This window comes from Microvirga sp., from assembly GCF_014699075.1.
In the GTDB taxonomy this organism is placed as follows: Bacteria; Pseudomonadota; Alphaproteobacteria; order Rhizobiales; family Beijerinckiaceae; genus Microvirga.
On the sequence record NZ_JACXAB010000003.1, the window covers coordinates 228,397 to 248,189 of the forward strand.

The window sequence follows — 19,793 nt, forward strand, 5'->3', positions numbered from 1 at the left end:
CCTCTGGCAGCCCCGGCACTTAATACTCCAACTCGAACCCAAGCCCGACGGACGTTCCGCCTTCGGCATTCACCTCGCCTTGGGCCTTGAGGCGCCGCGTCAGGTCGATATCGACCGTGACGCCGCTTTCCTCAGGCCGCGCGCCGGCTCGCACACCTACACGCACGTTATCGCTGATGTAGCGGGAGACACCGACACCCGGCCCGCCGCCAGCACCAACCGTAATGTCGAGGCTGTCGACGCCGAGCGACCGGCGCAGGCGCTCGAATGCATCGTTGCCGGAGCCGCCGGAAAGCTGCGCCACGGCCTGCGCGAGTTGCAGCGCTTGGCCTGCCGAGAGTCCGCCCGACGGTCTCTGAAACAGGATGCGGGAGAGCACCTCGTCCTGCGGCAGATCGGGACTGGAGCTGAACGAGAACTCAGGGCTCGACGCCGGCCCTGTTACCCCGATGCGCGCAGTCACGTCCCCCGCCTGGGTCTCGGCCAAAAAGTCGAGGGACGGCGTGAGGTCACCGGTGAAATCCAGGCGGCCGCGCACGAGGTCGATTCTTTGCCCAAGGAGATCGAAGCGCCCGCGGCGCAGCTCGAAGGCTCCGATGGCGACAGGATCCTGGGTCGTGCCCTGAAGCCGGAGATCGCCACCGAGTTCCGCATTCAATCCCCTGCCCCGCACGAAGATGCGGTTCTGCGCGGTCAGCACCAGGTCGAGCTCGGCTCGGAAGGGCGTTCCTCTGGCAGAAGCGGATTGCCGCCGCTGCTGCAGAGCCAGCCGCGCCGCGGCGGTCGGCGTTGGTCGCACGTGCTTCGTTCCGGGCAGCGGCCGCAATGTGGTCGGCAGGCGGTCGGGCACGGAGACATTCATGGTGATGATGTCGATGCGGCCCGCCGCGCGTGGCCGGCTGGCCAGGGGGCCTGAGAGGATCAGGTCCAGATCGGCGCTTGCCTCGACGGTTTCGTTGGACACGAGCTGCGCCCGGTTGCCCGTGATCCTGATTTCGCCGGGGAAGCCTGCCGCCGGATCGATGGTCACCTGCCCCCGGGCGGCCAGGGAGCCGCCGTTCGGCGTCTGCGCCGTCAGGCTCTCGATGGCGAGCACCTGTCCGCGCGCGGCCAACCGCCCGGCGATGCCGTTCAGCTGGATGCCCTGCAGCGCATCGGAGAAGCTGCCATTGGCAATGCTGACGCTCCCCTGGATCCGAGGATCCGAAAGCATTCCGGCGATGGCGAGATCCAGGTTAGCCGCGCCGGTAAGGCGCTGACCGGACGCCGACAGGATCGTGTTGGCAATGGCAAGATCGGTACGGCCCGAAATCCTGAGCGCAAGCTCATCGGCTGCCTCGATCGGAACGCTGCCGGACACCTGGAAGGTGCCGGTGCGTCCGGCAGAGACCCGCGCGTCGATCCCGACCCGCTGATCGGCCAGTCGGCCCTGGGCTTCGATGCCGAGCGGCGGCAGCCCGGCCTGACGGGTCTGCGCAGTCGCAAGGCCAGATACGGTGAGCCGATAGGTCCCGCTCGGATTGCTCGTGGTTCCTGCCACTGCGGCGCTACCATTGACCGTACCGGCTAGACCCAGATTCGGCACAACGATCTCAGCTGTCTGGAGCGGCAGGTTGCGGATGTCGACATTGAGGGCGAGCCTGTCGCCGATGGTGCCGGACAGGGCAACCCGTCCCTGATCAGCCGCTATCACAACATTGGACAGGACAGCGCCGCCGTCCTGCAGCGCAATGGTGGCCGGCTGAGCCAAGGCCAGGCGCCGGCCGCCGCGGCGCGCGCTGAACGAGGCCAGCTCGATCCGTGTCGCGTCGCCCGGCACGACGCGACCCTGCGCATCGAGATCGAAGCCCTGCCCCGCCGCAGATGCGGTGAAGCGCGACGCCTCTGGCGTGCCTTCGGCTATGAACCGCACATCGCGGTAGGTCTGGCCGCCGGCCGTCACCGAGGCTGCGGTGACTGAGCCGTCGATCATCGGGCGACGGTAGAGATCCTGAACCGTAAGCCGGGTGTCGAAATCCCGCACGGCTATATCGGCAGCCGAGAAGCGTGCCCCACGGGCGGTGACCTGCACATCCTGCCCGCCCCCGCGTGCGCTAAGCGACACGACGGCGTCGAGCGCCCCATTGAGCTTTGTGAGCACGAGTGGAGAGAGATCGTCAAAATTGCTGCCGGTCAGGGAAATTTCACCTTGCGCCAGCTGATCGGCGCCCAGGCGAAGATTTCCGTTGAGGGCCACCGAGCCGATGTCGATGTCGAGCCTGTCGAGCAGCCAGCCGCCTTCCGGTGGCTTCGCCAGATGCAGGGAGCCCGTAGCCGGCTTGTCGTCAACACGTCCGTCCAGGGTGAGAGCCGCATCGAGTGCGCCTGTCACATCGCGGGCGTTCAGATCGACAGCAAGGCGCGGGACGGAGCGGCCGAGGGCGCGGACATCGGTGAGCGTCGCGGTGCCGATCACATCCGGCCGTTCGAGGGAACCCGTCAGACGCGCTGCAAGAGTGGCCCGCCCTGCGGTGATGCGCTCGTCCACATGCCTCAACTCGTCGATGGTGACATCAAAACCCAGGTTCGCGGTCGATTGCGTGGCCTGCCCATCCACGCGCGCATCGAGATGTGCGCCGTCGATGCGGAGGTTGTCAAAGCCAAAGCCGTTTGGAATACGTCGCAAGGTACCTGCGGCGGTGACCGTACGTCCCAGAAGACCGTCAACAGCCGGCGTTCCGGTTGAAAGCTCGCGGAGCCGTGCATCGACAGCTGCCGCCATATCGTAGCGCCGCGGATTGCCGGTCAGCCGTGCATTCAGGTCCGCCGAGCCTCGCAGGGTCCGCCCGGCGACACCGGAGAACGGTGCGAGCGCTGGGATGCTCGCATCCAGCGTACCGTCGAGGATGGTCGATCCGATGCGTCCGGTGAAGCTCGCCCGTGCGGTCGATGTCTCGATGCGTGCGGTCTCGACGCTGGCAATCCCTTCAAGATCGAAGGAGCCGCGGGAGGTTACCGCGAGGGTCGGCCCGATTGCACGCGCCAGCGCCTGATCGGCAGGGCGGATCCCGCTGGCATTGGCATCGATGGCGAAGGAGAACCGGTCCGGCGGAGAGACCCCCTCCACCGGGTTCATGGTCACGCGGGCGGTCAGCGCATCAAGGGCGCCTTCCGGCAGCCGGACCTCCGCAGCATCCAGGGTGCCGTTGACCCTGGGCGCAGTCAGCGGGCCTTGCACGGTGCCGTCGAAGTTGAGGCGGGCGATCTCAGCCACTCCTGCCCGTGTCTTGCTGCCATCGGTCGGAAGGGCGCGCGCATTGAGCCGGATATCGAGGACCTGACCGGCACTGATCGTTCCGGTCATATCGAAGCGGGCCACATTTGATGTGATCTGAACCGGCTGGAAGCGGACAGCGCCGCTGTCAGCGACGTTGACATTGCCGACGAGTTGCGTGGTGCCGCTGAAGACCGGGGCGACAGGTGCCGGCAACAACCCTTCGATGCGGGCTGCGAGGTCCACGTTCAGGTCATAGGCCGCGTTCGTGCGCCGCACCGTCGTCGTGCCTGCCGCGCCGATCGTCGGACCGGCGGCGAAATCGAGCCGCGCCGCAAAGTCGCTCAAAGGTCCTTGTCCTGCGAGCTTCAGGTCGACCGGCGGGAGGCCGGGAAGCTCCAGAAGCCGGGCCGCGATGCCGCCTGCGGGCTCCTGGTGCGTGAGGTTGAGCGAGAGGCGGTTGGTCTGCGGCACATAATTGAGATCGATCGACAGCTGACCGGGGGCGTCTAGGCGCTGCGCCGCGAAGGTGAGGTCGAGCCCTTCCGAGGGATTTCCGATCTGGGCGGAGCCTGCCGCCGAGAGCCGTGCTTGTGTGCCCAGGACAGGCTCGCCGAGCACAAGTTCCTGCAAGGCGAAGCGATCGACGATGACCCGGACCGGCAACTCGGGCAGGATCGGCTCGTCGGAAACCGCCGCGTCCTCCTCGGCAGGCAGCGGCCGGCGTTGGATCTGGAGGCGGCCAACAGTGAGTTCATTGACCTGCAGACGTCCGCGCAGGAGCGCGGTTCGGCTCCAGACCAGGTTGGCACGGTCTAGACTGAGCCACACGCCATCCCGGTCCGCAATACGCACGTCACGGATGACGGCATTCGAGGAGAGCGCACCCTCAACGCTGCCGATGCTGACCCGCGTGGTCGGTGTGGAGAGAAGGCGCGAAATCAGGCTGGCCAACACGCCCTGATCGCTTTGGGCCTGACTCGGGCGCGAGACGAGGAACCACGAGGCGACCAGCGCTACAGCGAGGACGACCGTCAGAAGGGCAAGGGAGCGGATTGGCTTGTTCATCAGAAGGCCTGCCCGATTCCGACATAGATGGCATAAGAGGGATCGCCGCGTTCCGGATTGACCGGAATGGCGACGTCGAGGCGGATGGGACCAATTCCCGTGTAGTAGCGAAGGCCCAAGCCGGCACCGATGCGGATTCGCTCGTCGAAATCCGGATAGCTCGACTCGAAGGCGGTGCCCGCATCGACGAAAGGCACGATGCCGATGGTGTCGGTGACCTTGATCCGCGCTTCGAGCGATGCTTCCAGCAAGCTCCGCCCGCCGATCGGTTCGCCCAGGAAGGTCGGTCCCAGGGTCCTGTAGGTATAGCCGCGCACGGAGCCGCCGCCACCTGCGAAGAACCGCCGGTTGGCGGGAATCTCATCGAGATCTGCCCCGACAATGGAGCCGAGGCCGATGCGCCCGGCCAGCACATAACGGGACTCCTCGTCCAGCGAGTAGTAGGCCGACGCACTCCCACGGGCGACCGTGATCGGAACCGACGAGCCGAGAAACTCCGGGTAAGGCGTCACTGACGCAATTAGCCTGATGCCTTCGGTGGGATTGAGGGCGTTGTCGGTGGAATCGTAGCTGAGGGAGACGGGCAATCCCACGAGGGTGTAGTCGATCTGTCCGAGAACGTCCGAGGTCTGCCCCCGCTCGTATTCGATTCCGCCCTGGATCGAGAACGTCTCGCTGAAGCGGTGGCGGATGGCCGCGGTCGCGTTGACGAGGCGGCTGGTATAACCCTCCGTGCGGTCGCGCTCGACAAGAGCATCAACGAGCAGGTCGTTGCGGGTTCCCCACAGGGCGGGTTTCAGGAAGCTCGCGCGGAACCGGCCGCCGAGGTCGCTCCAATCGAAATCATCGTCCTCGTTCAGCTGGCCGCCATCCTCGGTCAGGTAGAAGAGATTGCCCTCAAACCTCAGCCGCTCGGCGCCGCCGAACAGGTTGCGATGCGCCCAGTAGGCTCTGAGCGCCGGTCCGTCCGTGGTCGAATACTGCGCCGACGCTCCGATGATGCGCGGCGGACGCTCGGTGAGTTCCACGAATAGCGGCAGGTTGCCATAAGCGTCGAGGGTCTCCGCTTCACGGATCCGCACCGAAGACAGCGCTTCGATCTGAGAGATCGATTTGCGCATCGAGGCCAGTTCCGCCGGCGAATAGGGATCGCCCGGCTCGGTGTAGATGAAGGAGCGCACCACAGCCGGATCGACGCCCTCGGCGCCCTGGATCGTAATAGGGCCGATGCCCGCGCGAGGGCCGGGATTGACCGCGAGGCTCACATCCATCGCTTGTGCGGGGTGGATGACTACCGGCTCACGCCGCTCCACCTTGGCGAACGGGCGGGACTCGGCGCGGAAGTAATCGACGATGCGCGCTTCGGCGGCCAGGATATCGGCAGAGCGCGCCGGATCGCCCGGCTTGATCTGCACGATCCGCGGCGGCAACTCCCCCGGTGGAAAAGGCTGTCTGGTGCGAGCATCCAATATGGCAACATCCCGCAGGGCAAATTGGGGCCCGGGATCTGCGATGATCTGAACCGGCACGAGAGCCCGCGCACGATATCCTGCCACCGCGCGCGCTGCGGCCTCAGTGCGTGAAGACTGAAGCACCAAGGGAACACCTGCGACGTTGATTTCAATGCGGGCATTGTAATAGCCAGCCCCCCAGAGCGCATCGATCAGGCGCGGCAGATCGGCCTGTGCACGGGCCACCAGGGCTGCGGCATCGGGCGGAGGATCCGACTGGAGGCTCTGCAGCGTCGACGCATCCTTCAGCGTCTGCTCGAGATTTTTCGTGTCGCCGCCGACGGCGTAGTCGAGGGAATAAGGCAGGGCATCCGCGCTGGGAGGAGGCGGATCATCGCTCCCGCCGAACCACCCGAACAAATCGAATGCGACAGCATGGGTCGAGGGCAGTCCACTGAACAGAACGCCTACCAGGAAGAGAAACGCTGTCCTTCGAATGGTGCTCAGCCACAGCACTTGGGGCACTCTCTCCCTGATGCAACATCAATTCTTGTTCTTACAACACGTGCCCAGTGACTTCAGGGGCTGTGCTCTGACCTGTCGAGGTTCGTCAGGCGCGTACCTAACCATAGTTTCCCTAGCGGCAAAACCCCAGCCAGGCAATTTCAGGTTAATTGTTGATGAAACACATCAGCATCGGGAAAGAATGAGGAAAACATACATATTATTCACACAGTGGCATGCGTAGGCCGTGAGAATTCGCAGCAGAGCGAACTCATAATTGCGACGTGATGTTGCCACTATTTCGACATGTTATGAGACTGCTTGCGAGCCAATGATCTTCGATGCTTGCCATGCGGTATTGTTTCACATGAAACAAGAGCACTTTGCTTAACATGCTCATACCTCTGATGGCCAAGCTGATTGACCGCCTTATCCAACGGGTGTAATTTTCAAGGCAGCTGCAGGCAGATTTTAAGTTGCTGCGATGTATAAAGCAGCCGCCTCACAGCCGATGCTGATTGTTGAATGCGTTTTGGTTGCGGCTTCTTTGGTAGTGTCTCAATCAAAACATAGCTACGACGCAAAATTGAGTTGCGCCTTCTGCTTCAAATCCAAAGCCTGACAAGGCAAGGATGGTGAGGAATGGCTGTAGCACTCATACTCGTTCTTGTCGCTGTCGGCTCAGTGGTCTTCCACCTCGTCAGCCCCTGGTGGTGGACGCCGATTGCATCGAACTGGCGCTATATCGACAATACGATCATCATCACCTTCTGGATCACCGGCGCGGTTTTCGTCGCAGTCATCCTCTTCATGGCGTATTGCGTCTACCGCTTTCGCCATCAGGCCGGACGGCAAGCCCATTACGAGCCCGAGAACAAGCGTCTGGAATGGTGGCTGACCATCGTCACGGGGGTTGGCGTCGCGGCCATGCTGGCGCCTGGCCTCTTCGTATGGCAGCAGTTCATCACCGTACCCGACGATGCAACCGATATCGAGGTCTTCGGCCAGCAATGGCAATGGAGCTTCCGACTGCCCGGACCGGACGGCCAACTCGCCACATCCGATACACGCCTGATCAGTCCCGACAATCCGCTTGGACTGAACCGCGACGATCCGAAGTCCCATGATGATGTCGTCATCGAAGGCGGTGAGCTGCATCTACCGGTCAACAGGCCGATCAAGGCCCTCCTGCGCTCTCCCGACGTCCTCCATAATTTCTACGTTCCGGAGATGCGAGCCAAGATGGATCTCGTGCCAGGTCAGATCTCCTACATCTGGTTCACCCCGACGAGAACCGGAACTTTCGAGATCCTCTGCGCCGAATTGTGTGGCGTCGGGCATCCGCAGATGCGGGGCAAGGTCATCGTTCAGGAGGAGAGCGAATACCAGGCATGGCTGCAGGAGAAGGTGGCGACAAGCTTCGCGCGCTTGACGCCGGACACCCGGAACGGGGCTGTCGTGCCTGATTGAGCGAAGTGAAAGAACGGAGAATTGGGGAGAGCATCCTGATGGTCGACGTCCCACTTGGATCGGCAGGAGTGGTCGCAGCGCCCGATGTCGAGGACGTCGAGCTCTACCATCCGCACAGCTGGGTGACGAAATACGTCTTCAGCCAGGACGCAAAGGTCATCGCCATCCAGTACTCCTTCGTGGCTCTTTCAGTCGGCCTCATCGCCCTCGTCCTGTCATGGCTGATGCGCCTGCAACTAGGGTTCCCGGGCGTCTTCTCCTTCATCGACGCCAATGCCTATTACCAGTTCATCACCATGCACGGCATGATGATGGTGGTTTACGTGCTCACCGCGCTCTTTCTCGGCGGCTTCGGCAACTATCTCATCCCGCTGATGGTCGGCGCGCGCGACATGGTCTTCCCCTATGTCAACATGCTCAGCTTCTGGGTCTATTTCCTGGCGGTGCTCATCCTCGTAGCGAGCTTTTTCATACCAGGCGGGCCCACCGGCGCCGGCTGGACGCTCTACCCGCCCCAGGCCATCACGACGGGAACGCCGGGCGGGCAGGACTGGGGCATCATCCTGATGCTCATGTCGCTCATGGTGTTCATCATCGGCTTCACCATGGGTGGCCTGAACTACGTGGTGACGGTTCTGCAGGCGCGCGCACGCGGCATGACGCTGATGCGCATGCCGCTCACCGTCTGGGGCATCTTCACCGCAAGCTTTATGGCGCTGCTCGCTTTTCCGGCCTTGTTCGTCGGCGCCGTGATGATGCTATTCGACCGGGTCCTCGGCACCAGCTTCTTCATGCCGGCTATGGTCGAGATGGGACAGCCCCTTGACCGCAACGGCGGCAGCCCCCTGCTCTTTCAGCACCTCTTCTGGTTCTTCGGACACCCGGAGGTCTACATTGTCGCCCTGCCGGCCTTCGGCATTGTGTCTGACCTCATCAGCACCCACGCACGGCGCAACATCTTCGGCTATCGCATGATGGTCTGGGCGCTGCTCGCCATCGGGGCGCTGAGCTTCATTGTTTGGGCGCACCACATGTATGTGAGTGGCATGAACCCCTATTTCGGGTTCTTCTTCGCCACCACCACGCTGATCATCGCAGTGCCGACGGCGATCAAGGTCTATAACTGGATCCTTACGCTTTGGCGGGGCGACATTCATCTTAACGTTCCCATGCTGTTTGCGCTCGCCTTCATCGTCACCTTCGTGAACGGCGGCCTCACCGGGCTTTTCCTCGGCAACGTGGTCGTGGACGTTCCCCTCTCGGACACGATGTTCGTCGTTGCGCATTTCCACATGGTTATGGGCGTAGCGCCGATCCTGGTGATCTTCGGCGCGATCTATCACTGGTATCCGAAGGTGACCGGGCGGATGCTGAACGATGCCCTTGGCAAGCTGCACTTCTGGGTCACGTTCCTTGGCGCGTATGCGATCTTTTTCCCCATGCATTATCTCGGTCTGATGGGGATCCCGCGCCGCTACCACGACATCGCCGACATGGCCTTCGTGCCTCCCTCAGCGCACACGCTCAATGCATTCATCACCATCGTGGCCCTGATCGTCGGCGCAGCCCAGCTGGCCTTCGTGTTCAACCTCTTCTGGAGCCTGCGCCACGGCAGGAACTCTGGCGGCAACCCCTGGCGCGCCACTACTCTGGAATGGCAGACGCCCGAAACTCCACCGCCTCATGGCAATTGGGGTAATGATCTGCCCGTCGTCTACCGCTGGGCCTACGACTACAGCGTGCCGGGAGCCGATCAGGATTTCCTCCCACAGAACCAACCGGGACCTTCACGCGCTGCACCGGGAGCAGGCCATGGGTAGCATCCTGTTCTTCCTGAGCATTCTGGCGATCATCGCGACTTGGTGGCTCTCGCGGCAGGGCCTCGCATCAAAGCCGTGGCTGGAGCAAGGCGAAGCAGCCGCTCTGCCGAACCTGTCTGTTCGCTCGGCGGCTCCGGCGACAATCGGTCTGCGCGTCTTCCTGGCTGTCGTCGGCTCCTTCTTCGCACTGTTCATCAGCGCCTATTCGATGCGGATGCAGCTCCCCGACTGGCGCACTCTGCCGCTCCCGCCAATCCTCTGGCTCAACACGATCATGCTCGTCCTGAGCAGCATTGCACTCCATGGCGCGATGGTCGCCGTGCGTCGAGGCGAGAGGAACGAGCTCAAGATCAGCCTGATTGCGGCCGGCGTCGCAGCCCTGGCCTTCCTGTCGGGGCAGCTCGTCGCTTGGCAGCAACTGGCGGGCGAAGGCTATCGCCTCACCGCCAACCCGGCCAATGACTTCTTCTACGTTCTGACCGGAGCGCACGGTCTTCATCTTCTGGGCGGGCTGGTGGCACTGGCCCGTACCACCGAGAAAGCATGGCGTGTGCCAGCAACGGAGCACCTGCGCCTGCCGGTCGAGCTCTGCGCCACCTACTGGCACTTCCTTCTTCTTCTCTGGCTTGTTCTTCTGAGCATCTGGACAGGCTGGGCAGGCGAAATCATCGACATATGCCGGCAGTTACTGACTTGAGAGAGTTTATGCCCATGGCGGAACAGGCTGTGACGGACACGACCCACACCTATCCCGAGGCTTCGGACCTGCGAAGCATAGCGGCCGACTTCTCCTCAGACCGGCAGGCCTTCAGGAACGTTTCCTGGGGAAAGGCCATGATGTGGATCTTTCTCCTCAGCGACACCTTCGTGTTCAGCTGTTTTCTGATCTCCTACATGACCGCACGCATGTCCACGACGGTACCATGGCCGAATGCAAGCGAGGTGTTTGCGCTGACCATCGGCGGCGTCACCCTGCCCCTCATCCTGATCGCGATCATGACCTTCGTGCTGATCAGCAGCAGCGGCACCATGGCCATGGCAGTGAATTTCGCCTATCGCCGCGACCGTCGAAAGACTGCGATCCTGATGCTGGCGACGGCCCTGCTCGGAGCCACCTTCGTTGGCATGCAGGCCTTTGAATGGTCCAAGCTGATCCATGAGGGTGTTCGCCCATGGTCCAATCCCTGGGGCGCTGCCCAGTTCGGCTCCAGCTTCTTCATGATCACGGGCTTTCATGGCACCCATGTGAGCTTCGGCGTGCTGTTCCTCCTGATCGTCGCCAGAAAGGTCTGGCGGGGCGACTATGAGCATCAAAGACGAGGCTTCTTCACGAGTCGCAGAGGAGATTACGAGGCGGTCGAGATCATGGGCCTCTATTGGCACTTTGTCGACCTGGTCTGGGTCTTCATCTTCGCCTTCTTCTATCTCTGGTGAGCACGGTCATGGCACAGGCATCCGCCCATGGGCAGGGACAGCAGCATCCGATCAGACTTTATCTTGTGGTTTGGGTTTGGCTTTTCGTCCTGAGTGCCTGCTCGTACTTCGTCGATTATTTCCAGGTTCAGGGGCTCCTGAGATATTCACTCATTCTGCTGTTCATGATGCTGAAAGCCGGGCTAATCATGGCCATCTTCATGCATATGGCTTGGGAGCGCCTCTCGCTGGTCTATGCCATCCTGGTACCAATCAGCGCCGTGCTGGTTTTCGTGGCGATCATGGTGTTGGAGTCGGATTACACGCTTCTGTCCCGAGTCTCGTTCTTCGTTTCAGGCACCTGATCAGCATAAAGGCGGCCCTTGAAGCGGACCGCCTTCAGCCTTCGCCAGCACTCAAGTCATACGGCAGGATGAGCCTCATCAGGATGGGGAGGCTCCACCACCCGGCGATACAGATGCCAGGTTGCATGTCCGAGCACCGGCATGACGATGGCGAGCCCCACGAAGAGCGGGAGGGATCCGACGAGGAGACCTGCTGCCACGACCAGGCCCCACAGGGCCATCGTGAGCGGGTTCATCACCACGGCCTTGATGGACGTATAGATCGCTACGGCCACTCCCACATCCCGGTCGAGAAGCAGCGGGAACGAGATGACGCTGATGCTCAGAACCGCGACGGCGAAGCAGAATCCGAGAATGTTGCCGATGACGATCAGTCTCATGCCCTCGGAGGTTGCGAGCACCTGATTGATAAACCCGGAGTACGAAGCGGGCACCTCATAGCCGAAGATGGACTGGTACAACATGCGCGCCGATGTCAGCCATACGAGGAAGATCACGAGCAACACAACGCCGAGTGCGGCGATCGCAGGAATCGATGGCGATTTCAGAACATCGAAGGCATCCTGCCAGGAGGTGCTGAGACCGAGCTCCCGCCGCCTGCTGATCTCATAAAGGCCGATCGCCGCAAACGGCCCCACCAGGGCGAAGCCCGAAGCCAACGGGTAGAGCAGCGGCACCGCATTGTTGCTGAATGTCAGCGCTGCGAGGCACACGCCGAGAATAGGATAGATCAGCCCGAGAAATACGAGGTGGGACGGCATGGCCCAGAAATCGTCGAACCCTCTTGCCAATGCCTCTTTCAGATCGGCCGGTGTGATCTTCCTGACGACCGGATGGGCCGGGGTTTCGGTTGCACCGGCGACAATGTGAAAATGGGCCATAAGCGCTCCTCCAGGGCTGAACCTTGGCAGTTGAGACACGGCCATGCGCGGCAATGCAACGGTCACGCTTAGCCGTAACCTATGCAATGACTATACGCTCGAAAGAGGGCGATGTCGCCCTTGAATGGATTCACAGGCAGGAGGAATGACCATTCCATTCTTCCCTATGGATTGGCGCAGTGCAGCATCGCCTGCTGTTGGCGATTTCGAATCTTTCTCTTGCAGGTCCGATCAACCCCATGCTTGGCTTTATGGATCGAGCCTATGGCAGGGAATGCATTCCCCGCCGGCTTTGGAATCATAGGATCAAGGAGGCCCGCATTGGCAGATTGGAATGCTGGACAATACCTCAAATTCGAAGACGAGCGGACACGGCCTGCGATCGACTTGATCGGCCGTGTTCCCTTGAGGGAGATCCGCAGTGCCGTCGATATCGGGTGCGGCCCCGGAAACAGCACGGAATTGATCGTCAGGCGCTACCCCGATGCGCGCGTGCTCGGCGTCGACAACTCGCCCGATATGCTCGCCAAGGCGCGACTTCGTGTGCCGGAGGTCAGTTTCCAGGAGGCGGATATTGCGACTTGGAGTCCGGACGAGCGCTACGATCTGGTCTTCGCCAACGCCGTCCTGCAATGGCTGCCCGACCATCGGCGCCTGCTTGCACGCCTCGCCTCTTCTCTGGAAGCAGGAGGCTGCCTTGCCGTTCAGATGCCCAACAACCTGCATGAGCCCTCGCACAGGCTCATGCGGAAGGTCGCGCAGGAGGGGCCCTGGGCGGGGAAGCTCAAAGATGCGTCCGTTTCCCGGGAGGAGATCGGATCGTTTGAGGATTACTATTCCTGGCTGCTTGAGGCGGGATGCTCGGCGGATCTGTGGCAGACGACCTATGTTCATCCCCTGGCGGATGCGGCGGCCATCGTCGAGTGGCTCAAAGGTACGGGGCTGAGGCCCTATCTCGATCCTCTCTCGCCAGAGGAGCAATCCGGGTTTCTGGATCAATATCACGCAGAGATCGAGAAGGCCTATCCGGCTCAACGGGACGGCAGGGTTCTTCTGCGCTTTCCACGCCTGTTTATGGTTGCTCAAAAACAGTGAGGTCTGACACGCCCTCCGAAGGGTGACATCCGGCACATCGCTCGCTATCCCGAATCCTCCATATTACAGACGAAAGGCGTCCTTGAGTCCTCCAGGACGACAGCCAGTTCTTTGGCAGCGGAGAAACATCATGACATGGAGATGGACAAGTGACCGGGCAGTCTCCCCTGCTGCCATGCGGCTCGTCCTTCTGTGCACTCTGATGCATCTGTCATGGAGTGAAACTGCGCTGGCTCAGGGGATCGGCTGCGTGCTTCAAACAGCAGCAGGTTCGCAGCGGCAGATTCTGCGCTGCCGTGACGGCCTCACCATCGAGGCTGAAGCGGGAGCGGCCTACAACCTCGTGGACCGGAACCACGACAGCCAGCCCGACGCGGTGAACCTGCAGGGCCGCGCCATCTTCATCGATGCCCCGGCGCAATCCGCGCGGCAGGGATTCCAGATCATGACCCCGCAGGCCATCGCCGCCGTGCGCGGCACGCAATGGGTCGTCGACGTGAGCGGCACCCGGACATCCGTCTTCGTGGTGACGGGGCAGGTTGCGGTGCGGCGAGTCGCAGGCAACACCCGGGGCGTCAGTCTCGGGCCTGGACAGGGTGTCGATGTGGAGGCCGGCGCGACACCCCTGGTCGTGCGGCGCTGGCCCGCCGCCCGCGCGGCCGCCCTCCTCGCCCGCCTCGGACGTTGAGCCTTCATGAGAAGGCGATATGCCATTCCGCTGGTCGCCGCTGCCCTGGCAGGTCTCTGGGGTGCGGGGCTGGCCTTCTTCCATTGGCAGGGCGGCTCCGCTCTTCTCGATCGGCTGGAGGCTCCCCTCACCGACCTGCGATTTGTAGTTCAAGGCCCGCGCCCGGCACCGGACGGCATCACGATCCTGGCCATCGATGACCAGACAGCGCAGCAGGTCGGCGCCTATCCCCTGCCCCGCACCACGATGGCGAAGCTCGTCTCGAATGTGGGACGCATGCATCCGAAGGCCGTCGCGCTCGACATCCTTTTCGTCGACCCGGGTCCGGCGGAGGGTGATCTTGCGCTTGCCAAGGCTCTGGGAGAGACGCGGGGCGTCTTGGCGGCCGCTGGCCTGTTCGAGCGCAGCACGCAACATGCTCCTGCCCCTGCAAGAACAGCGCCCGACGACCTTCCCACGGTCCAGAGACTCCTCCTGCCGATCGGCTCTCTGGCCAGCGCCTCGGCAATCGGCGTCGTGAACATCGCCACCGATCCGTCCGGGGTGCCGCGGCACATTCCGCTTCTGGTGCGCTCAGACTCTCAGATCATCCCGTCTTTCCCGCTGCGCACCGTGTCTGTTGCCATGGGGCGTGACCCTGTTCTCCGAGCAGGCGAAGTTGCTATCGGCGGCGTGGCAACAAGCACTGACGCCGGATACGCGCTTGCCCTCCGCTTTTATGGCCCGTCCGGCACCATTCGCACCATCAGTGCCAGCGACGTCCTGAACGGACAGGCGGATGAAGATGCGTTTCGGGACCGACTTGTGGTGATCGGCGCGACGGTGACGGGAGGCGGCGACGCCTTTCCGACACCCTTTGATCCGGTGTTGCCGGGCGTCGAAGTTCTGGCAACCGCGATGGCGCATCTCTTGGAGGGTGATGGATTGGTGCGCGACGGTCGCGTGCGGCTCATCGATGGGTGTGTGGCTATTCTGATGCCGATCCTGTTCGTTCTGCTCCTCGCCTGGCATCGCGGCATCTGGGGCTTTGCGATCATCGGCGGCGTCACAGCCGCATGGATCGGATTGACCTTCGCGGCTTTCACGCAAGGCATCTGGCTCAGCGCCACCCTTCCGCTGTTGGCGGCTTTGCCTCCGGCCATCGTCTTTGGTGCGACGGAGCTATGGCTCGACAGGCGCCGCGCCGACAGGCTCAGCGTGCAGAGCAGGACTTTGCGCCGTTTCCAGGCCCCGAGTCTCACCAAGAGGCTCGCCGAAGACCCTGCTTTCCTCATGAAGCCGGTGCGCCAGAAGGCAGCCATGATCTTCATCGATCTGTCGGGATTCACGGGTTTGAGCGAGCTTCTGCCTCTCGACGAAACCCGCGAGATGCTGCGTGGCTTTCACGCTCTCGTGGATCAGGAAGCGTTGCGCCACCAAGGCATTGTTGCCAGCTTCATGGGCGATGGCGCAATGATCCTGTTCGGGTTGCCGGATGCCTCGCCTGAAGACGCCTGCCATGCCGTGGAGGCCTGCGTCGGCCTCTGTCAGCGAATGGAAGAATGGATGGCGGAATTGCCTGATCCGATCACCTCCGAGATCGGTTTCAAGATTGGCGCCCATTTCGGGGAAATCATCGCATCCCGCCTCGGCGGAGACAGCCATCAGCACATCACGGCCATCGGCGACACGGTTAATGTGGCGAGCCGGTTGATGGAAGTCGCCGCATCGCACCATGCCGATGTGGCCCTGAGCGACGATCTTCACCGCGCGGCTGGCGATGCCTGTTCAATTCTCGAATCCGGTTTCCTGGAAGGAACCTTTGCGACGGCGATCCGAGGCCGGTCCGGTTCCATTCCGATCTGGCTCTGGCGCAGGAAGCACCTAAACGTGCATTCGGGCTCCGGTGAACGTCACCGGAGCCCATCCTGATCGTCATTGAGCTTCTGGTTCAGAGCTGTTCGGGAGCCGGCATGCCCGTTCCAAACCAGTTCTTCTGCATGAGTGACTTGGCTTCCTCAACGGTTGCCTGATCGCCCTGCGCCTCGGCTGCACGAAGCAGCCCCGCGGCCGCCCAGCCGTTGTTCGGTGAGCGATGCAGCGCCTCGCGGAACGCCGTCGCCGCTTCAGCGGGCTTACCCTGTGCCATCAAGGCCGCTCCAAGGGATTGGTGCACGGGGTAGTACCAGTAGGGCGGCTCCATGTAGGGCAGCCTGTCCTGGATCGTCGCAGCTTCCGCGAACAGCGCCGCAGCCTGGGCCTGCTCGCCGGCATGCTGCGCAATTCTGGCCTCGATCTCGTGCACCGCAATCGAGAGCACGTCCGGCCCCGGCACGCCGGCATCGGGCAGAGCCATGATCTCAGGCCGCTTTGCCAATGTATCTATGGCGCCGGCCTCCACACGAGCCTCATCGGCTCTCCCGAGACGGGCCAGGGCAACACCGCGTGCATAGTGCCATGCGGCTTTGACATACGGGAAATCACCATCAGGTGTAGGCAGGGCCAACACGTCCTCAGGCTTCGAGAATACTGCATGGACATTGTAGGGCGCTGCCGTGATCGGCTGGGTCCAAGGCACCTCACGCTGCGCACGCTCGGACACGATCCCTGAAAGTTTCTTTGCCGCGTCCACTGCTGTTGCGCCATCGCCGCCGGTCAGGGCCGAGACCATCAGGAAGTGAACGTTATGCGCATAATATGCCTCGGAATAGAGCAGGCTGGCGCCGCCCTCATTGACAATCGCCTCATCGGCTGCCGCCGCACGCACATTGGCATCGAGACTGTCCCGCCAGCGTCCGACGCGGTACCAGATGTGGCTCGGCATATGCACCAGATGACCTGCTCCTGGCATCAAGCTTTCCAGACGGGCTGCATGAGGAGCGGCTCGCTCCGGACGGTCCGATGCTTCCACCGTGTGGATGTAGAGATGAACGGCGCCAGGATGATCCGGATTGGCTTCGATCGAGCTGGATGGCGCCGTTCCGAGCACGCCTTCCAGCAAAGTGACGATCTTTTCGGTCTTGCCTTTGGGCGTCCTGCCGCCATCAGCCCAATAATCCCACGGAGTCAGATTCATGAGGGCATCGGCCGTGAGAACCGCCACATTCGGATCGCCAGGGAAGCGCGCCTGAATTGCCTCCATGGCATCGGCATAAGCCTGATCCAGAGCCTTGCGGTCAGCCTTAGGATCGGGCGAGTGCCGTTTTGAGAGCGCCTCTACCAGAGCAGCCTGCATGTCTCCTTGAGCGGGGGCTAAACCCCGCGCCTTCTCAAGCACCGCGAGAGCACGCGTATTGGCATCTGCATCCATTGGATAGTTGATGTGCGGGCCGAGCACCCAGGCCTCACCCCAAAGGCACATGGCGCAGTTCGGGTCGAGTTCCTGCGCAGCCCTGAAGGCGCGCGCCGCTTCCGCATGATTGAAGCCCCAGCCCAGACGGTAGCCCTGATTGAAATAGGCCTGAGCCTCTCCGTCGGGACTCTTCGTCGCCGGCCAGGAGAGCGTACCGAGATTGTCGCGCAGCGGAGGCTTGATGTCAGACGTGGGGGCAGCGGCACCGCGCGGCAGATCGCGACTGTAAGTGCCGAGCTCCGTGCGCTTCGGTTGAACGTCCTTCATCTGCGGCTGCAGCTGTGCAACCGACATATGATGCCCGGAGCCGTGATGGTTAGGCTTCTGCAGGGCATGCAGCATGCGAACCCGCGGAGAGTCATGGTTGCCGAGCGGACATGCGAAGGCCGCACTTCCTGCCAGCAGGGCCAGAGCGGCCGTTGCTGCGAGAAAAGCGGATCGCGAGGAGCGGACACGATGGTGAGCGTTGAAGGTCGTCATGAACAGATCCTCCCTATAGCGATCAGGAGAATAGTCACGACGGTTCATCGCGTCGGTGCTCAGTGGCACACTTGTGTCGGAGAAATTCGTGTCGAAATTTACCGTTCTCGAAAGAATTATTGTTGCAAATTAAGGATCGGGTGCGTGCCAGTAGCACAATAGCTCTGCAGGGGATCTAGTCCCCTGCCCGCAGGGCCGCAACTGAATGGCTTTGCTCAGACGCTGCGCTGCTCAGCTGACTGCGTCATGCGATCGGAGCGCCTTCTCTGGCGCCTCAGGCGCTTCATCAACGCAATGGACGCAACGAGTGTGCGTTCGAGTTCGGCCAGAACGTTGTTCGTGTCCGGCGAGAGCGAGTGGTTCTTTCGTTCCAATTTCATCAGCAGCTTGTTCCGCATTTCCTTTGTGCTGCAGACACGCGTTGCCGGTGCCTGTAGGGGAAGCAAAGCGTTGCAGTGCGGCTGCAATGTGGCAGGCCCGCATAATCAAACGACCGCAACGATATAGCTGCCACGTGACGCAATGGACAACCTGCGGCTCAAAAAGCGAAGCCGTCAGGATCCAGGATCCTGACGGCTCTCATAGAGTATTGCTTTGATCAGCGTTGGTTCGGATTGAAGTGCTTCTTCAGCTTGTGGCCGTAGGAAGCATACTCCTTCTGCAGCGACTCCGTCTCGGCCGCGAATGCCGTCACCTTCTGCGGGAAGCGCGTCTCGAACATGAACGCCAATGTACCTTCGAGCTTGTGGGGTTTCAGCTCCACATTGCTCGCTTTCTCGAACGCATCCATATCCGGCCCGTGCGGCAGCATGGTGTTGTGCAGCGACATGCCACCCGGCACGAAGCCGCCGCCGGTCTTGGCATCGTAGACGCCATAGATCAGGCCCATGAATTCGCTCATCACGTTCATGTGGTACCACGGCGGCCGGAAGGTGTTCTCCGCCACCAGCCAGCGCTCGGGAAAGATCACGAAGTCGATGTTGGCCGTGCCGGGCGTCTCGGACGGCGAGGTGAGCACCGTGAAGATCGACGGATCCGCATGATCGTAAAGAACCGGCCCCACCGGCGAGTAGCGGCGCAGGTCATACTTGTAGGGCGCGTAGTTGCCGTGCCAGGCGACCACATCGAGAGGCGAGTGGTCCATGTCGGCCACCCACAGGGTGCCGCCCCATTTCACGTACATCTTAGACGGCGCATCCCGGTCCTCGTAGGCCGCAACCGGCGTGAGGAAATCGCGCGGATTGGCCAGGCAGTTGGCGCCGATCGGCCCACGCTCCGGCAGGGTGAAGGCGCCACCGTAGTTCTCGCACAGATAGCCGCGGGCCGGGCCATCGCTGAGCTCCACGCGGATCTTCACGCCACGCGGAACGACGGCGATCTCGCCCGGCTCAATGTCGATGATGCCGAACTCGGTCCACAGCCGGAGCGAGCCCTGCTGCGGCACGAACAGCAGTTCGCCATCGGCGTTGTAGAAATACTCATCCACCATCGAGCGGGTGATGAGATAGACATGCGCGCCCATCCCGGCCTGGGAGCCGGCATCGCCTGCGGTGGTAATGGTGTGGATGCCTTCCAGGAAGGAGACGGGCTCGTCCGGGATCGGGATCGGGTCCCAGCGCATGGGCGCGATCGGCATCTCCACCTCGGTGGCCGGTGCCGTGCGCCACAGGCCACTATCGGCCTTCCGGAACTGGCCCCAATGGGACACGGTTGGGCGAATGCGGTAGAGCCAGGTGCGCTCGTTGGTGGTGCGCGGCGCCGTGAAGGGCGAGCCGGAGAGCTGCTCGGCATAGAGCCCGTAGGCGCATTTCTGGGGCGAGTTGCGCCCGATAGGCAAGGCGCCGGGGAGCGCTTCCGTCTCGAAGCCATTGCCGAAGCCGGACATGTAGCCGGGCTGGATGGCGCTCTCGATCCTCTCGGAAGTCTGGTTAAGAGGCGGGTTCTGGACATTCATGGGCATGACCTCCACAGTTG

14 protein-coding genes are annotated in these 19,793 nt (G+C 62.3%); 8 read left to right on the forward strand and 6 right to left on the reverse strand.

Translation table 11 applies throughout. From position 1 onward, the window contains the following. Positions 1-19: 19 nt before the first annotated feature. Both IC232_RS06620 and IC232_RS06625 read right to left on the reverse strand, forming a co-directional pair. A complete protein-coding gene (locus IC232_RS06620; RefSeq protein ID WP_190844140.1) occupies positions 20-4,321 on the reverse strand; it encodes a translocation/assembly module TamB domain-containing protein in 4,302 nt (1,433 codons plus the stop codon). Next, positions 4,321-6,297 carry an autotransporter assembly complex family protein gene (locus IC232_RS06625; RefSeq protein WP_312895119.1) on the reverse strand — a complete coding sequence of 659 codons (1,977 nt, stop codon included), beginning with the start codon at positions 6,295-6,297 and terminating at the stop codon, positions 4,321-4,323. The genes IC232_RS06620 and IC232_RS06625 overlap by 1 nt, the downstream gene beginning before the upstream one ends. A gap of 621 nt (positions 6,298-6,918) precedes the next feature. On the opposite strand from IC232_RS06625, the gene IC232_RS06630 reads away from it, so the two are divergent. From IC232_RS06630 to IC232_RS06650, 5 genes are read left to right on the forward strand one after another with little or no spacing between them, the layout of a single operon-like run. After that, on the forward strand, positions 6,919-7,746 hold the full coding sequence (locus tag IC232_RS06630; RefSeq protein WP_190844141.1) for a cytochrome c oxidase subunit II: 828 nt from the start codon (positions 6,919-6,921) through the stop codon (positions 7,744-7,746). A 38-nt stretch (positions 7,747-7,784) separates the two neighbouring features. Further along, positions 7,785-9,566: a cytochrome c oxidase subunit I gene (ctaD, locus tag IC232_RS06635; protein ID WP_190844142.1), complete on the forward strand. Its 1,782-nt coding sequence runs from the start codon at positions 7,785-7,787 to the stop codon at positions 9,564-9,566. Beyond that, positions 9,559-10,263, forward strand: coding sequence for a cytochrome c oxidase subunit 3 (locus IC232_RS06640; RefSeq protein ID WP_190844143.1), 705 nt, complete (start codon positions 9,559-9,561; stop codon positions 10,261-10,263). Before ctaD ends, IC232_RS06640 begins: the two co-directional genes overlap by 8 nt. Before the next feature lie 14 nt (positions 10,264-10,277). Further along, positions 10,278-11,000, forward strand: a complete 723-nt coding sequence (locus IC232_RS06645) for a heme-copper oxidase subunit III family protein (protein WP_190844144.1) — start codon at positions 10,278-10,280, stop codon at positions 10,998-11,000. Between the two features lie 8 nt (positions 11,001-11,008). Continuing rightward, positions 11,009-11,344 carry a cytochrome C oxidase subunit IV family protein gene (locus IC232_RS06650; protein WP_190844145.1) on the forward strand — a complete coding sequence of 112 codons (336 nt, stop codon included), beginning with the start codon at positions 11,009-11,011 and terminating at the stop codon, positions 11,342-11,344. 56 nt (positions 11,345-11,400) lie between these two features. Here the strand turns inward: IC232_RS06650 and IC232_RS06655 are convergent, their stop codons facing one another. After that, positions 11,401-12,225: a DUF2189 domain-containing protein gene (locus IC232_RS06655; RefSeq protein WP_190844146.1), complete on the reverse strand. Its 825-nt coding sequence runs from the start codon at positions 12,223-12,225 to the stop codon at positions 11,401-11,403. A 321-nt stretch (positions 12,226-12,546) separates the two neighbouring features. Here IC232_RS06655 and tam point away from each other — a divergent pair, with 321 nt between their 5' ends. From tam to IC232_RS06670, 3 genes are all read left to right on the forward strand, one after another. Continuing rightward, positions 12,547-13,320 carry a trans-aconitate 2-methyltransferase gene (gene tam, locus IC232_RS06660; RefSeq protein WP_190844147.1) on the forward strand — a complete coding sequence of 258 codons (774 nt, stop codon included), beginning with the start codon at positions 12,547-12,549 and terminating at the stop codon, positions 13,318-13,320. 175 nt (positions 13,321-13,495) lie between these two features. Then, a complete protein-coding gene (locus IC232_RS06665) occupies positions 13,496-14,008 on the forward strand; it encodes a FecR family protein (RefSeq protein WP_190844343.1) in 513 nt (170 codons plus the stop codon). A gap of 6 nt (positions 14,009-14,014) precedes the next feature. Then, positions 14,015-15,919 carry a CHASE2 domain-containing protein gene (locus tag IC232_RS06670; protein WP_190844148.1) on the forward strand — a complete coding sequence of 635 codons (1,905 nt, stop codon included), beginning with the start codon at positions 14,015-14,017 and terminating at the stop codon, positions 15,917-15,919. Positions 15,920-15,938: 19 nt separating this feature from the next. Here IC232_RS06670 and IC232_RS06675 read toward each other — a convergent pair whose 3' ends face one another. From IC232_RS06675 to hmgA, 3 genes are all read right to left on the reverse strand, one after another. Next, a complete protein-coding gene (locus IC232_RS06675; protein ID WP_246812067.1) occupies positions 15,939-17,819 on the reverse strand; it encodes a tetratricopeptide repeat protein in 1,881 nt (626 codons plus the stop codon). A 215-nt stretch (positions 17,820-18,034) separates the two neighbouring features. After that, positions 18,035-18,199: a hypothetical protein gene (locus IC232_RS06680; RefSeq protein WP_190844149.1), complete on the reverse strand. Its 165-nt coding sequence runs from the start codon at positions 18,197-18,199 to the stop codon at positions 18,035-18,037. A gap of 218 nt (positions 18,200-18,417) precedes the next feature. Then, entirely contained in the window at positions 18,418-19,773 is a 1,356-nt protein-coding gene (gene hmgA / locus IC232_RS06685) for a homogentisate 1,2-dioxygenase (RefSeq protein ID WP_190844150.1), read from the reverse strand. Positions 19,774-19,793: the final 20 nt, after the last annotated feature.

Excerpts from the sequence above, each read along its gene's own strand:
- IC232_RS06620 (WP_190844140.1), bottom strand. The coding sequence starts at position 4,321 with ATGAACAAGCCAATCCGCTCCCTTGCCCTTCTGACGGTCGTCCTCGCT.
- IC232_RS06630 (WP_190844141.1), top strand. The coding sequence starts at position 6,919 with ATGGCTGTAGCACTCATACTCGTTCTTGTCGCTGTCGGCTCAGTGGTC.
- ctaD (WP_190844142.1), top strand. The coding sequence starts at position 7,785 with ATGGTCGACGTCCCACTTGGATCGGCAGGAGTGGTCGCAGCGCCCGAT.
- IC232_RS06640 (WP_190844143.1), top strand. The coding sequence starts at position 9,559 with ATGGGTAGCATCCTGTTCTTCCTGAGCATTCTGGCGATCATCGCGACT.
- IC232_RS06645 (WP_190844144.1), top strand. The coding sequence starts at position 10,278 with ATGGCGGAACAGGCTGTGACGGACACGACCCACACCTATCCCGAGGCT.
- IC232_RS06650 (WP_190844145.1), top strand. The coding sequence starts at position 11,009 with ATGGCACAGGCATCCGCCCATGGGCAGGGACAGCAGCATCCGATCAGA.
- IC232_RS06655 (WP_190844146.1), bottom strand. The coding sequence starts at position 12,225 with ATGGCCCATTTTCACATTGTCGCCGGTGCAACCGAAACCCCGGCCCAT.
- IC232_RS06665 (WP_190844343.1), top strand. The coding sequence starts at position 13,496 with ATGCGGCTCGTCCTTCTGTGCACTCTGATGCATCTGTCATGGAGTGAA.
- IC232_RS06670 (WP_190844148.1), top strand. The coding sequence starts at position 14,015 with ATGAGAAGGCGATATGCCATTCCGCTGGTCGCCGCTGCCCTGGCAGGT.
- IC232_RS06675 (WP_246812067.1), bottom strand. The coding sequence starts at position 17,819 with ATGACGACCTTCAACGCTCACCATCGTGTCCGCTCCTCGCGATCCGCT.
- IC232_RS06680 (WP_190844149.1), bottom strand. The coding sequence starts at position 18,199 with ATGAAATTGGAACGAAAGAACCACTCGCTCTCGCCGGACACGAACAAC.
- hmgA (WP_190844150.1), bottom strand. The coding sequence starts at position 19,773 with ATGAATGTCCAGAACCCGCCTCTTAACCAGACTTCCGAGAGGATCGAG.